Origin of the sequence: Bacillus sp. ES1-5 (genome assembly GCF_022487605.1) — a bacterium.
Taxonomy (GTDB): Bacteria; Bacillota; Bacilli; order Bacillales; family Bacillaceae_G; genus Bacillus_A; species Bacillus_A wiedmannii.
In genome coordinates this window covers 183,262-197,946 of sequence record NZ_JAKVPU010000004.1, presented here as the reverse complement: position 1 = coordinate 197,946, position 14,685 = coordinate 183,262, and the positions used below count along the sequence as shown (strand labels likewise).

Genomic DNA, 14,685 nt, shown 5'->3' with positions numbered 1-14,685 from the left:
CAGGGGTCTTGTTTAGCAGAAATATAGAATACCTAATGAGTAACTGTTATACAGATGTGCTCTTAAACGCTGTGGTGCTACTCAATCGCTATCAAACTAATAAAACAAAGTTCTCCCTAAAAATGAAAAAATGCGCTCAAACAAATATAACACATTAGCATTACATTCTGAATAGGGGACAGCCACATGCCCATCAACTTAAGAAATCCATTGTTCCTCAAAAAGAAAAAAATGACCTGAATTCTCATAAATAATGGTTGTAGATATATATAATTTTTGTTTTAGGGATACCTCAAAGTATTAGCTTAATAAGAATAATCCTTAGCCTCCTTTAGATAAAAAAGGGGCTTTTTTACATATAAAATCACATGGGTTTTTAAGGATAGCTTTGAGCGTAGAGAGAAACTGTAATAAAAACCAGATGGGGTAAAGACTAGTATTGAAAAATATAAAAGATGGAAGTAGCAAAGGGGATTTACGCATAAAGTAATATTGATGGTAAAATTAACGAAATTTTCATTTTAATCAAATAAATACATGGTGTTTTTAACTTATAATAATGTTACTACGATGAAAATATGGCTACTAATTAGTTATTTTAAAATCAATTTTAGATAGGAAGAGGATAATGAAGACCAGAGAAAGTTATAAAATTGTTGTAATTGGTGCTGGGACTGCTGGAATATCTTCTACAGCACATTTGTTACGAAATGTACCCCTATTGAAAGACAGTATTGCAATTATTGATCCATCAAAAAAACATTATTTCCAACCAATATGGAGTTTAGTGGGGGGAGGAATTGTTTCAAAGGAAAGTACGATGCGTGATCAAGAATTACTTATTCCAAAAGGAGCAACGTGGATACCTAAAAGTGTTGTTAAGTTGTTTCCGGATGAAAATAAGCTACTTTTAGATGATGGACTGCTGCTTGAGTATGAAATTCTTATTGTAGCAGCTGGTATACAAATAAATTGGGACGGTATTAAAGGCTTAAAGGAGTCTATTGGGACTAATGGGGTTTGTAGCAATTACTCTTATAAATATGTTGATTCTACTTGGAAAGAAATTGAAAAATTTAAAGGAGGAAATGCGGTGTTTACCCACCCCAATACTCCTATTAAATGCGGTGGTGCTCCACAAAAGATTATGTATTTAGCAGAAGAGTATTTTTCTAATAGCGGTGTAAGAAACAAAAGTGAAGTAATGTTTTATACCGCGAACGCTAACATATTTCAGGTTCCGCGATATGCTAATACATTAGAACAAGTACTTGGAAGAAAGCAAATTATAACAAATTATCATAAAAACTTAGTAGAAATTATCGCTGAGAAGAAAGAGGCAATTTTTGAAGATACGCAAACACTGAAAAGAGAAACAGTACCGTATAGTATGATCCATGTTGTTCCACCAATGGGGCCACCTAGTTTTATTAAAGAGAGTGAGATAAGTGATTCTCAGGGATGGGTAGATATAAGCCCTTATACTTTGCAGCATGTACAATATAAGAATATTTTCGGACTTGGAGATTGTACCAATTTACCAACCTCTAAAACTGGAGCGGCAATTCGAAAACAAATACCCGTCTTAAAACAAAATATTATGGACGTACTAAACGGAAGAGACTTGCACGCTAAATATGATGGATATACATCCTGTCCAATTGTTACAGGGTATAAAAGTCTAATACTCGCTGAATTTAACTATGATCATGAACCTCAAGAAACGTTTCCGTTTAATCAAGCGAAAGAACGGTATAGTATGTTTTTACTTAAAAGATATATGTTGCCGTATATGTATTGGAATTTTATGTTGAAAGGGCTCCTATAAGGGAAGATAGAATGCGGTTATAAAAATTGAAAAGTAATTTGAAATAACTATTTGGAGGGAATAGCTATGCTTTTAAAATATTTTTATGATGAAAAATTAGCACATGCTTCTTATTTAGTTGGTTGTCAGAAGGAAGGCGTAGCAATTGTAATCGATCCGAGTCGCTATATAGAACAATATATAGAATTTGCTAAGAAAGAGGGGATGGAAGTAATAGCTGCGGCTGAAACACACATTCATGCAGATTTTCTTTCTGGGTCTAGAGAACTTTCTACTCTTTATCATGCCAATTTATATGTATCTGATGAAGGAGATTGTGATTGGAAATATCAATATCTTAACGAAGGCCGATACAAATTAGTTAGAGAGGGCTCAGAGTTTAAAGTAGGTCATATAAAATTTAATGTAATGCACACGCCAGGGCATACGCCTGAAAGTATTTCTTTTTTAGTAACTGATACAAGTCAAAATAATTATACGAATGATAAGCCGATAGGAGTATTCACAGGTGATTTTATTTTTGTAGGAGATATAGGAAGGCCGGACTTATTAGAAACCGCTGTAGGTATGAAAGATACTGCAAAAATAGGAGCGAAACAATTATTTAATTCTATACAAAAAATAAAAATACTTCCTGACTATTTGCAGATATGGCCATCACATGGTGCAGGAAGCGCATGTGGAAAAGCATTAGGAGCAATTCCCACTTCTACATTAGGTTATGAAAAGATGTTTAATTGGGCATTTCAGTGTAATGAAGAAAGTGATTTTGTATCGACTTTATTGACGGGACAGCCAGAGCCTCCAAAGTATTTTTCATTAATGAAGAATTTAAATAAGTACGGTCCTCCAATTCGTAATAAGAGAGAAGTTTTTACTATTAATACAGTAGAAGAACTTCAAGAAGTTATAAGGAGCGTTCAGCAAATAGTTGATATAAGGGATGTAGAAAGTTTTGCTTCTGGTCACATGGAGAAATCAATTAACATACCGTATAACAATTCATTCACAACTTGGTGTGGATGGTTACTAGATTATAAAACAGAAACTTTAATCATTCTAGATGAGAAAAAGTTTAAAGTGGAGGAGGTTATTAGAGACTTTGAATCTATTGGGCTAGATAATATTCTTGCTTTTGCACCCTTACAAGTAATACAAAGACTTGATAGATTTGAAAGTTATAAAGAAAAAACATCGATTGAATTACATCCGCATATAAAGGATGGTAGTGTTAAGGTTATCGATGTACGTAGTAAAAAAGAGTGGGAGGAAGGACATCTTCATGATGCAATACATATCCCCCTAGGAAATCTATTTAAGCAGCTAGATTGCATACCAAAAGATTGCCCATTAGTTTTACAATGTCGAACCGGATTGCGTTCCGCTATAGCAGCTAGTATTTTACAAAGAGCTGGTATAAAAGAAGTAGTGAATTTAAAGGGAGGATTTCTGGCTTGGAAAAAAGAAAAGCTTCCTTACGCAACTTCTAATCTCAATGTGTAGGGAATAGACTCATATTAATTTAAAAGGGTTATAATACACTTTATGCCCAAGGCGAAGAAAATCTTGTCCATTTTATTACACAAAAGCTGAAGATACTACATCAGAAGCAAAGTGGGTTAGTGTGAACTAAGAAGAGACGGTAAAACGATTGATAGTATGCTATATAATGGAGCGCCAGACATTAATATTATTAAAGCTATGATAAAAGCTCCCGGATTAACATGGCCAGATAAACTAGGCAAGATGGTTGAGGGAAAAGAATCAAATAAAATAAATTCTAATAAAATATAGAATTTGTTCACTTTTATGATACATTTATGAAACATTCATATGTTACGTTATAAAAGTCCTTTTTTGTATCATTTTCATTCTGTCAAAAAGTCCTAGTCCCCCTAGGGCTTTTTGAGTTTAAATAAAGAGATGTACCGTATTTCTCAATGCACAACATTACTTAACGTGGTAAAATAATATTTGGATGGGAGTCCAATACATATTGTTAAAATTAAAGTGGTTCAAGTCGGAGGAAGGCACCTTAGGGTGTCTTTTCTTTTTTCTCAATATAAGAAGTTTAAGAATATGCTATTATGTTAATACAAAGTCCCTTTTGTGCAATGAGATAGTAGTACCCTAATGACCCACCTATTCCCGTTGGTGGGTCTCTTCAAATTCTTCAGCGTCATGAAAACCTAAATCAAACGAATACAACGTTTCTGATGCTACAGGATATTTTAAGTGTTCCAATGTGTCTGTAGATCCATGAATACGTAAACAAGGTCTAATATAAATCTTATTTTTAAGCCGTTTCTCTCTCATAATTCCTACATCGTGTCTCATTAAGACATAAGTTTTAACGAATACACAATAGGCCACCCATCATCATATGGACGGATTATTTACATAAAATTCGTTATAGGAAGCTAATTTTTAATAGTAGAGCAAACTCCTCTCCCTTCGGAGAGAAGTTTGTTTTTTTCAACAATGCAAAAACAATCAAAATGCTTGTTTCTTATACTCACTAATGTATCTGAACAATAAGGTTGTCCCTGCTATATTAGATACAATGCTGACTCCTAACATTACAGCCCATGCAGTATTCTGAACTTTCATTGTCAAAGTTAACATGAGAAAGCATATGCCAGCCGCAACAAACAAGAAACCTAAAAGTTTATTCATGATTTTACACCTCCTCTTTTTATATTTTAACATCAAAATGAAACGATATGTTATGTGATTTTTGGGTAGCACCACATTGAGCTCAAGCTAAGAAATACAAATACCCCCAAAACGAGGGAATTGTACATTTTCACATGAAGATGTCAATTTCCTCGTTTTAGGGTGTTATAAAATTCTTAAGTTGATGGATGTGTAACGGTACCCCAAGTATAAAAAAACCTTATAGCAAATAAGGTTTTTTTTATACCTCTTAAAATGACTTAAGATGCGTTTACTTGAGTTCACTAGGTAGTTAGAGGTTTAAAGACTATCTTTAACGAAAAATGTTAAGCAGTTCTATTTAATTGTACATCAATATATCTAAATAAAAAATGCAATCTTGCATCATCAATCCTTTTCTGATCCAATACATCCAAAAAATTTTTTCTCTCGTTTCTTTCTTCATCCTGTGGTATGCCTCTAGTGATAATGGTCATACTAAGGCATGGACGGATGAATCAAAACAAAAACCAACTAGGTTCATAGGTTAGAAGTGTATCTGAATAGATCATATAACTGCAGAAACATAAGATAGAATATTCCCACTAATATTTCTATAGTTTCAAACTATATACTTATAGAAGTAATAGAATTATATTGGCAATGAAAGAGAAAAGAATAGATGGAAGGGGATGTTTTTATGTTTAAAAAAGCAGCACTTGGTATTTCATCGTTAGCTGTAACTGCGTTTGTCGGATTTGGAATGGCAACAGAAGCTTCTGCTGGACCTGCAGCACCACTTACTTCACTAAATGTCGTACAAGTAGAGTCTGAGCAGGGCGGAGTAGAAATGATTAATCCAAACAGTTTTAGCACAACACGTGATCACGGGGGAAAATATTTATATATTACTACGAAGGAAATGGGATATGGCCAAAACCCATTTGCGAAAATGAATGGTTCTAATGTGAAAAGTATTGGCTCTACTATAATTGGTGGAAAACCAATTGTTGGCTGGTATTATAAGTGGGATGCTTCTGGGCATCAGCAAGGAACATTTGAATATCAAAAAACATCTATTAACGCTCCATTTAATACGATGCGAACTTCAATCTATATCAAATAAGTACTTTGAATAGTAATAGGGATTTAACATACAAAATTCAGTTAATAAAATTGAATTCAGTTATAAAAAATATAGGAGTCGTCCTGAATTGGGAGGACTCCTAAGTTCGCCATAAATGCTTACTTGTGCAATATATTTGTCTAAATCGTATTCTGATTTTCTTGTATTAATAGTTTTACAAGTTAGAAGAATAATAATTTGAGTAAATGAACTTGTATTTACATACTTAACATACTTCATTTGCAATAGAATGGGAAGATCTAGAATTATAACGAATTATTTTTTTTATTATTAAACCATATGTCATAGAAAATAATATGAGTAGAAGTAACAGCCCCAAAAATTGCAGCCTATTATAATCTATAGACGTTGCAGTAATAATAGCAGGTTTTATAGCTATGAAATAAGTTGTTAAATATATAAAAAGACTTAGAATACAATATAATGAAAAATTCAACAAGTTTCTGTACAAATAAATTCCACCTCTTTCCTTTTCACTCTATAATTTAGTATCTATATTTCCATCTCTTATAGAAGTATCCTGATCCTATTTAATTATATATGTATATAAATTATCCATCAGTCATCTCTTCATTTTATGGTGTTTTTTGAGGATTTACAAGTCAGTTTCTAGGTAAACTTTCTTTAATTTATCAAGTTCAGGTAGAATGTTTTAAACGAAAGGGGGGAGTTCAATTAGCTGTGATTTATTGATTCTAATCAATATGTATATTATTTATTCTTATGTAGAAAATAATTTAGTCAAATAAATACAAAACGTAGACATACAAAAAATCCATTCTTTCTATGATTTTTAAGAAAGAACGGCTTTTTATTTATTTTATAGGATATTACATTGGATAAACTGATAGTAACTGAACAAAAATTACGTATATTCAGAAACCTATCCTATTGAGTTTTTCCTTCTTCGTAAATATAAATGGCATTTCCGCCTAGTACTAAAACTACAACTCTATCATCCTTTTTATATGTAATCATTGCGCCGTCTGCTTTCTGTGTTTTCCATCCGGCAAACCATATTCCTAACTGATAATCAAAAGGTAAACCGTTTGAAAAGCATGTTCCATTGTATTCATAATCCTTATGCTCTTCTTGATACACATATTCTGCACGAGCAGGTACAGGAAATCCCTGTATTTTTGATTCAACAGTCCGATTATAATAAATGATAATTCCAATAATAACTACGACTAGTATTGTCAAAGGTACCTTCCATTTCACTAAGCTTCATCTCCTTTTATTTCCTGTTTTATAAAATTTTAGGAAAATAACTCTTTACTTCCACCTGGAATCATTATATCATAAATGGGAGTTATATAAATATTCAGAAAGTAGGGAAATTTTATGGAATTAAGAAAGAATTTAGTTGGTGCTACATTATCACTTGGTTTGTTATGCAGCCAAATGTCTGTTGCAAGCGCAGAAGAGAAAAAAGTAGAAGATTATACGTTAGGTGAAATTGAAAGCGTTTTATTCGAATATTTAAAAGTGCACAATCTTACGTTTAAAGTGAACAGTGAAGAGTTTTATGCTTATCTATTTAATCAATTAATGTATCAAGAGGATAAAGAATTGGAGAAACATCCTCAATATAAGCAAATTTTAGGATATGCAGCAGAATATATACATGAAAAATCCTTAAATGCGCCGACTACTACAGATACGTCAAAAACGAATTCTTTACAGGCTAAGTCTAGTCCGAAAGAATTTAGCATGAAACCTGTGGCGCAGAAAACAATTGGACAAATTAAAGAAGAAGTACAAGCAAAAGAAGCATCTGCAAAAATCGAACAAATGCAACGAGCACCAAAAATGGCTGCAGCAAGTTCAGGATATAGTGGAAGTGCAGCTGCTAGTTATGCAGTAAAATGGGCAAAGGGACGGAATCCTAGCTTTGGCGATTATAGCCTTGGAATTACGGGTGGCGGTGGAGATTGTACGAATTTCGTTTCACAAGCTGTTAATGCGGGTGGTAAAGGTATGAATAAGGCAAGTAACATTTCATTCACATCTCCTGATTTATTACCAGGTAATACATATTGGTACAGTGTATTTATGCCGAATGCGAATGGAAATCGTGTAGTACATAAAGCTTCACATACTTGGACTGTAGTTGAAAACTTTTATACTTACTGGTCTTCTAGAGTACCAACCTATGAGACTTATAGCCCAAAAGCATTAGAAGGGAATGCGAATGTTGGGGACGTTATTCAATATCGAAGTGATGTGACTGGCCGTAAATGGCATAGTTTAATGGTTACAAAAAAATCACCAGGCAGTTTCCAAATTAGTCAGCATACTTCCGACCGAAAAAATGATGAAATTGGATATATTTTAGACTCTGATCCTAAAGTGAAAGAGTCTAAGCTGTTAATTCTTCAATTTACTCGTTCATAATGTGTGAACAATAGTTATTACAATCAATAATTTAATCTCATATTAAAAAAAGATGCTATTTCTCTCAAAAGAGGTGGCATCTTATTTGCTCTTTTGAAACAATAAAGAGAGTAATAGATATGTCAGTATCACGTGTATGGAATCATTTATATTAAAAAAGCCATCACGCAATGATGATTGCATGATGGCTTTTGTTGTTTTCTTATTTCTTTGTCTCATTGACCCATGTAGCGATGTCCTTGATGATATACGCAGGAACATTGGAAGGGACTTCGTGTTCACTAGGGTGACTTAATTCCCCGTCGCCCTCCGTGAAGAAGTGATTCAATTTCGGATATTCTTTGAAATGAACATTACTGCGGCTTGAAAGCCCTTCTTGCCATTTCGTAAACTCGTCTTTTACTGTTACTTGATAATCACGTGCGCCTTGCAGAATCAGTAATGGCTCTTTTCGTGATTTCGCTTCCTCAACTGGACGCCAACGAGTTACATCATACATGAAATGTGGAGAAAGATAATTATAACCAGCTGGTGGGTGATTTGGATCAAAAGTAGGGGCCTCAATGTAAGCGAATTGTTTTTTTATTTCATCAATATATTCCTTAGGTGCTCCGAGGTACTGATACTGATCAAGGAGCATGTCAGTAAACGGACGTGCAGGTGGTGCCATTAAAATACTTCCTTTTACAAGTGATGAAGGTGCTTTGCTTAGTATGCGAGGCATGGTGCCGGCACCTTGGCTATGTCCGAGAATCTGGGTCAATGCCTTCCTGCTGCGCTGCTGATTTTGCTGCATATATGGCATCATCTGTAGTATCTCGGTCTAACGTTACAGGTTCTGTACTCATTTTAAAACCGTGTTCTAAGGAACGTAACACTGCGATACCGATGGATGAAAGACCAGCTGCAAGGTCTTTAAAGATTTTAGCTCCCATAAATGTACTGTCACGACCTTGCGGACCAGAACCGTGAACAAGAACAACAACAGGTACTTTTTCGCCAGGTTTATGTTTTGGAACCGTTAATGTGGCTGGTAACGGGTATGTAGCATTTCCAATGACGATTTCTCGTTCTTGGTAGGAATCAGGTTGGTCATAGCTAGGATGCGGGATGGTATAAGATTTCTCTGGAGCCTTCCTTACGCCAATCTCATCAACTTTGCCGGCAGGCGTGAATTTAAGGAGTAGTAGAATAGTAGTTCCTTCGATAGCTCCTGGAATTTCAACCGTTTGATGGACTAAGTTTCGTTCTTTTATAACAAGTGTTCCCATGCTTGTAATTCTGCTCCCGCCACTTTGTGTCCACCAGCTTTGTAATATCTTTGCCGTAAATTTGGATTGAAAAGCTGCAGACGTCAACTGGAGTGCCTCTGCATATTTACCTTGTTGGAGATATGCAAAAAATAAAGACGTACGCTCCGTTAATGAGACTTGTTTCTTTTCTGCAGTTTGTGCCCCTTGTGTATCCCCATGAATAGCTGTTGTAAGCGGAAAAGAAGAAACACCTAAAGAAAAGAGTAGGGTAAAAGAAAGTGCTGATTTTTGTAACTTCTTTTTTTTCATCCTGTTTAACTCCCAAAATGTAATGGTATGAAATGGGTATGGTAATTAGTGGAATGTTTCCCTATTGGGATTTCGTTACATGTAAGGGGGAATCCTGCATACATATCATAAAAAGCCCGTTTGAAAGAGTGGAGGAGTTAAGCAATGGATTTATACATAAATCGTTGCTAAATCATAGAAATCGATCGTTTTTCCAACAATGATTCCAATCCCCTTATAATGTAGAGGAAGAAAAACAAGAAGAGAGGGGGCATACGATGAAGAAATTTTTATGGTTCATTTCTACATTGTGTATGTTTGATTGGTAACAGTGTGTAGTAGCAAAGATGACACTAGAATTTCCATTACCCATACCGAAAAAAAAGGGTATAGGTATACTTTCCTGTTTAAAATATTGTTCGTATAGGAAGCGAATAAGCTTCCTATACGAACAATATTACATATTAATAATTTAGAAGGTTTTAAAAATAAAGAGGTGGTTTTTAAATGTATAATGATTCAATATATTTTCCTTATATAAATTATGATCAATACTTCGATCGTCAATTCTCTGGTCCTCAGATTCCAGGTTTTCCAGGTGTACCAAGTTTTCCAGGACAGCAAAGTTCACAAGCTCCAACATCTCCTCCCCCATCATTTATTCCTCAACAATCAACTGCTTCACCATTTGCTGTTGATCCCGGAGCAATTTCATTATGTTTATTTCGAAATACTTATATATGGCTTAGTAATGGTGAACAATTTTGGTATTTCCCAATTTTTGTAGGACCAAGGTCTGTTGCTGGTTTTAGATGGAACGGTAGGTTTTGGGCTATTTTTGGAATTGATACGAGAAGGATTATTTCATTTACATGTTTTTAAAAATTATAGAGTAACGATAGGGGTTTAATTATATAAACAAAAGAGGTATTTGAATGAAAAAATTCCAATTATTTGATGGTACAATAACTATGATTAACGATTTTGTAACAGGGTCAAACGAAGATATAGGATGTAATAAATTAATGTCCGTAGATAATGGTTATGGGAATCTAATAAATTTTGTAGTGAAACCAAATACGTATTTTATCGACTATGCAACGGTAGTAGTAGGAGATAAAGTAACTGGGTTTTACGATGCCAACGCTCCTGCTCCTCTTATTTTCCCACCACAATTTCAAGCGATTGTTATGGCAAAATATACACCGCATCAAAATGTAAAAGTAGACTATTTTAATGAACAGTTGGAGAGTAGCGATGGAAAATTAAAATTAAATATTTCTCCTTCTACTCAAATTTTATTAACAAATGGTCAATTCTTTACAGGTAATCTTGTAAATCGAAATTTAATAGCTATTTATAGTTTTACAACAATGAGTATACCAGCTCAAACTACACCATATAAAATCATTGTTTTGTGTCAAAAGTGATTTCTATTCTAAAGGGTCTCTCGGTTTATCAAACTACAATCCATTGTAGAATCAAAAATTTCAGCTATCTTATTGACCAGGATCATAGGCATGTCAAGAGACGTTTTGCTAAATCTGCAGGATTTCAAAATTCACGTACGATAAAAGGTACCGAGACCATTCATGCCCTATATAAACAACGGCGAAGTCTTCAAAGAGACTCCGCCTTTTCAACGTACAATAGTATTCCTTTCTAAATATGAAGATAAAAGTATCAAAAATATATTAATATCATGAAGATACAGGAACCTAATATGTAATATTGCATATTAATGAATTTATATGAGTATATATAACATGGAAATTTAACTGAAAAGGTTAGTTGTGGAAGGAAGAAAATTGTTTAATGCATCAAGTCATTAGAAGAAAAAGGATACATTCAGAAAGTTAACAGGAAAGACGAACAAGGAAATAACTTATCAAATATCTATTACGTACTACCTACCCCTAGTGTCTCACGGGAACCAGTAGTGTCTGAGGGAAACACTAACAATACTAATCTTAACAATACTAATTTAACAAAAAATAGTAGTAGTAAGAATCCCTTCTCATTCTACAAAAGTAACATCGGAATATTAAATCCATTCATGGCAGATAGCATAGAACAGTGGATTAAAGATACAAGCGAAGAACTTGTTATAGCATCTATGGAACGTGCATTAAAGAAACAAGCGAAATGGAATTACGCTGAAGGCATCTTAAAACAGTGGGCTAACAAAAACGTGAAGACTTTAAATGATATGGAAGCATTAGAAGCTGAATACCAACGAAATAAAGGAGCGAAGAACAATGCAGAGAGCGGCAGCAGCACTACCAACCGATATAGCCAAAAAGGTGAATATGACTATGGATTCTGATGTGTGTGATACACATGGCATGAATAAGATGAAGTTCCGTGGACAAGTTGTATGCCCTCGATGCTTCCTTGAAAACGAAAGTAAGAAGCTTCAACAACAAGAACAAGAGAAATACGATGCGGATAAAGCGAACGAGAAGAAGTTCTTATTCCACTAGCAAAGTATGATTGCCGATAGCAATATTAAAAAAGCTAACTCTGATAATTACCAACCTATTAGCGAGGAAGGAGAAAAGAAACTTGAACTTGCAAAGGTTATCGCAACAGATTATCTCAATGAGAAGGTATTTAACACGATTATGGCCGGGAATTGCGGTGCAGGGAAAACACACCTTGCTTATGCTATTGCAGATCAACTTGCAGGAGCAGGGAAGTCAGTTGTCTTTGTTATAGTCGGTGAATTACTACGGAAGATTAAAAGTACATTCAGTAAAGATTCCACATCACATTAACTGAGGATGTAATTATTCGGAGCCTAGTAAGAGCGGAGATATTAATAGTAGATGATTTAGGAGCAGAATTAGGTGCATTAGATGCCAATACAAAAGCAACAAACTTCATTAATAGGGTGCTATTCGATGTTTTTGATGGTAGGCAAGGTTAATGGAAATTCATCGTATGCAGCAGGAAGAGAAATCAGGAATCGTAGCATGAAAAGCGGACAACTTTCATTTGAGGATGTGATAGGAAGTTTTGACTATACAGCAACTAGTACTTCCGAAAAATTTCTATGTAGTAATTGTCATAACGCTATAACGCCTACGTTCGAAGTTCATTTCTTTGATTAGGATGAGAAACAGAAAATAGATTGGTTTGAGGCGGAAAGTGAAGATGATGCAAAGAGCGATGCAATAGCAAAGCATGGAAGAATCCAAATTATAAAAACGGTGGTAAGTACAAGGACGTTAGCGGAGATTATGGATCTGGATTAAGAAAGGGGAATGGCAATGAACTTCTTTATCTTGGACGAGCATTATAAAAGGCTCAATCAAACGGTATTAGTAGAATAAGACTTCAGGAACGAGTATACCGCTATGACCGGGATATCGAAAGAGGCACTCGAATAGCACAAGGCGTTATAGCGCCAGTAGAAACAGCTTTTTTTGTCGAGGTGGGTGAGCTATCGATTAGTGAGTGTGGCGTTGGTGGTTTAGGATCGACAGGCACGAAATAAAAAAAGGCTAGGATTTCTCCTAGCAAAGAGTTATGTCGTACAGAAAGGTACAAACCTGATGTTTGCGATTTCATTATATAACGTTTCTAGGGTGGAAGGATTGAATCGTAGCAATCTTTACGTAACTTTTACATGTAATTGAAATATTGGATTAAAACAAAATTTGAATTTTGTACAAATATGAAGAGGGGATGGGGATAATCATATAAATAAAAACTCAACTCTCAAAAGGGTGAGAGTTGAGTCTGTGGATGAAATTACTGAGTTCTTGGGATGGTGAACACCAGCACATAAATAATAGCATGAGTATTCAGAAAAAACATTGAGTAAATGTTTCCGATTCTTCAAATTATAGTTAATTGGTTTTTATTAAACTAAAGCGTTATTTGAACGTAAAAAACCCTAGAGGGGACTAGGTTTTTTTACATAATAAATCTTTCTGTTTTTAAAAGGACTTACTGAAGATAACACATGAATGTTTCATAAATGTATCGAAAAAGTGAACAAAATTGCTATTGCAGAAGAAGAAGAAATGAATGGATAACGGAACAATAACTAATAGTGTGGTGGGGGCTGTATTGTAGTCATCGTTCCCTTATTCAACAATGAGATGGTAAAATTTCACGTACCTTGAAAAAAGGAGTAAAATCCGTCTCAAAATGAAAAGAATTCTTATCTTATTGAGACGGAAGGGGAAATTGCGAAGTTATATTTTAAAATTTGTATTAGAATTAAAAATCACTGTATGTTCACATAAACAAAGTACAATAAAGAATACTTTTTACAGGATTATAAGAAACATTCTCTTTCAATATAAAAACAATTAAGTTTTGGGTAAAGCACAACCTATTTAGTCTTAAGTGGTTAAAGTTACCCGTATTGCATTGAAATTTTTTTAACATGTATTTATATGCTAGCTATACCCAATAAGCAACCATGTAATCAAAATTAAAATGTATAGGTGAAAGAATCTGCAACTAAAAGATATTCATACTGATGAAAGGTGCAGGATGCATTTTGTTGGATGAACATAAAAGAATTATAAAAAAGGGGAAAAACAAACACTTCACAACTTCGCACGAAATACCAATTTTACGAACAATAAGGAGTTTAAATGAAACTATAATAACAGTATCTAGAGATTTCGAGCTTAGTTGCATGTATCTTAGTCTTTTTGTGTGTACCTATATAATTCATACTTTATATAGAAATTATTAAATTTTGAGTAACTCATAACTAATTTTTATAGTAAATTACATTTTACTTTATAAGATTTTTCTCACGTTGATCTAATTAAATCCTCATAATTATGATTATATAAACCAATTTATATTTTTATAAAGAATTTTTAAACTATATTCATGTATTGATCTTTTGTATAAATTTATATATCAAATTTGTTTTATTTTACATACGTTTATATGTAGTTTTGCACTAATATTTATGGTCAAATACAAATTTCTCGCTTAATTATCTATAACTTTTATTTGCGTAAATACATTATTCCATTCACTATTGAGTATTATTAGCATCTCATAATTTAATTATGTAAATAAGTTTGTGTAAAAATTGAATTTAATGCGAACTTGTGTTCGAGTATCTTTTCTGTTATAGTATA

The 14,685-nt window shown here is 33.8% G+C and carries 8 protein-coding genes and 8 pseudogenes; 11 read left to right on the top strand and 5 right to left on the bottom strand.

All coding sequences use genetic code 11. The features are described 5' to 3' along the window. Positions 1-628: 628 nt before the first annotated feature. Entirely contained in the window at positions 629-1,828 is a 1,200-nt protein-coding gene (locus MKO96_RS15580) for an FAD/NAD(P)-binding oxidoreductase (RefSeq protein ID WP_240588009.1), read from the top strand. Positions 1,829-1,894: 66 nt separating this feature from the next. Beyond that, entirely contained in the window at positions 1,895-3,331 is a 1,437-nt protein-coding gene (locus MKO96_RS15575; RefSeq protein WP_240588008.1) for an MBL fold metallo-hydrolase, read from the top strand. Positions 3,332-3,970: 639 nt separating this feature from the next. Here the strand turns inward: MKO96_RS15575 and MKO96_RS15570 are convergent. Both MKO96_RS15570 and MKO96_RS15565 read right to left on the bottom strand, forming a co-directional pair. Continuing rightward, positions 3,971-4,189, bottom strand: a pseudogene (locus MKO96_RS15570) (hypothetical protein); the annotation flags it as partial. Positions 4,190-4,321: 132 nt separating this feature from the next. Then, positions 4,322-4,504 (bottom strand): hypothetical protein, encoded by a 183-nt coding sequence (locus MKO96_RS15565; protein ID WP_016090064.1) that lies wholly within the window; start codon positions 4,502-4,504, stop codon positions 4,322-4,324. A gap of 679 nt (positions 4,505-5,183) precedes the next feature. Here MKO96_RS15565 and MKO96_RS15560 point away from each other — a divergent pair. Beyond that, positions 5,184-5,609, top strand: a complete 426-nt coding sequence (locus MKO96_RS15560; RefSeq protein WP_240588007.1) for a DUF4879 domain-containing protein — start codon at positions 5,184-5,186, stop codon at positions 5,607-5,609. Positions 5,610-5,844: 235 nt separating this feature from the next. Here MKO96_RS15560 and MKO96_RS29615 read toward each other — a convergent pair. After that, positions 5,845-6,081 (bottom strand): annotated as a pseudogene (locus MKO96_RS29615) (hypothetical protein); the annotation flags it as partial. A gap of 437 nt (positions 6,082-6,518) precedes the next feature. Next, on the bottom strand, positions 6,519-6,851 hold the full coding sequence (locus MKO96_RS15555; protein WP_016136290.1) for a hypothetical protein: 333 nt from the start codon (positions 6,849-6,851) through the stop codon (positions 6,519-6,521). A 123-nt stretch (positions 6,852-6,974) separates the two neighbouring features. On the opposite strand from MKO96_RS15555, the gene MKO96_RS15550 reads away from it, so the two are divergent. After that, on the top strand, positions 6,975-8,027 hold the full coding sequence (locus tag MKO96_RS15550; RefSeq protein WP_240588006.1) for an amidase domain-containing protein: 1,053 nt from the start codon (positions 6,975-6,977) through the stop codon (positions 8,025-8,027). A 202-nt stretch (positions 8,028-8,229) separates the two neighbouring features. Here the strand turns inward: MKO96_RS15550 and MKO96_RS15545 are convergent. Then, positions 8,230-9,589, bottom strand: a pseudogene (locus MKO96_RS15545) (alpha/beta hydrolase family protein). Between the two features lie 486 nt (positions 9,590-10,075). Between MKO96_RS15545 and MKO96_RS15540 the strand changes: the two are divergent. The 7 genes and pseudogenes from MKO96_RS15540 to MKO96_RS15510 all read left to right on the top strand — a co-directional run. Beyond that, positions 10,076-10,450, top strand: a complete 375-nt coding sequence (locus MKO96_RS15540; protein WP_240588005.1) for a collagen-like protein — start codon at positions 10,076-10,078, stop codon at positions 10,448-10,450. A 53-nt stretch (positions 10,451-10,503) separates the two neighbouring features. Next, positions 10,504-10,998 carry a hypothetical protein gene (locus MKO96_RS15535; protein ID WP_016090072.1) on the top strand — a complete coding sequence of 165 codons (495 nt, stop codon included), beginning with the start codon at positions 10,504-10,506 and terminating at the stop codon, positions 10,996-10,998. A gap of 8 nt (positions 10,999-11,006) precedes the next feature. Further along, positions 11,007-11,234 (top strand): annotated as a pseudogene (locus MKO96_RS15530) (IS6 family transposase); the annotation flags it as partial. Between the two features lie 282 nt (positions 11,235-11,516). Continuing rightward, positions 11,517-11,894, top strand: a pseudogene (locus MKO96_RS15525) (DnaD domain-containing protein); the annotation flags it as partial. Further along, a pseudogene (locus tag MKO96_RS15520) lies at positions 11,878-12,494 on the top strand (ATP-binding protein); the annotation flags it as partial. The pseudogenes MKO96_RS15525 and MKO96_RS15520, both read left to right, overlap by 17 nt. Before the next feature lie 49 nt (positions 12,495-12,543). Beyond that, a pseudogene (locus tag MKO96_RS15515) lies at positions 12,544-12,825 on the top strand (hypothetical protein). A 113-nt stretch (positions 12,826-12,938) separates the two neighbouring features. Continuing rightward, positions 12,939-13,067: pseudogene (locus MKO96_RS15510) on the top strand (dUTP diphosphatase); the annotation flags it as partial. Positions 13,068-14,685 lie beyond the last annotated feature (1,618 nt).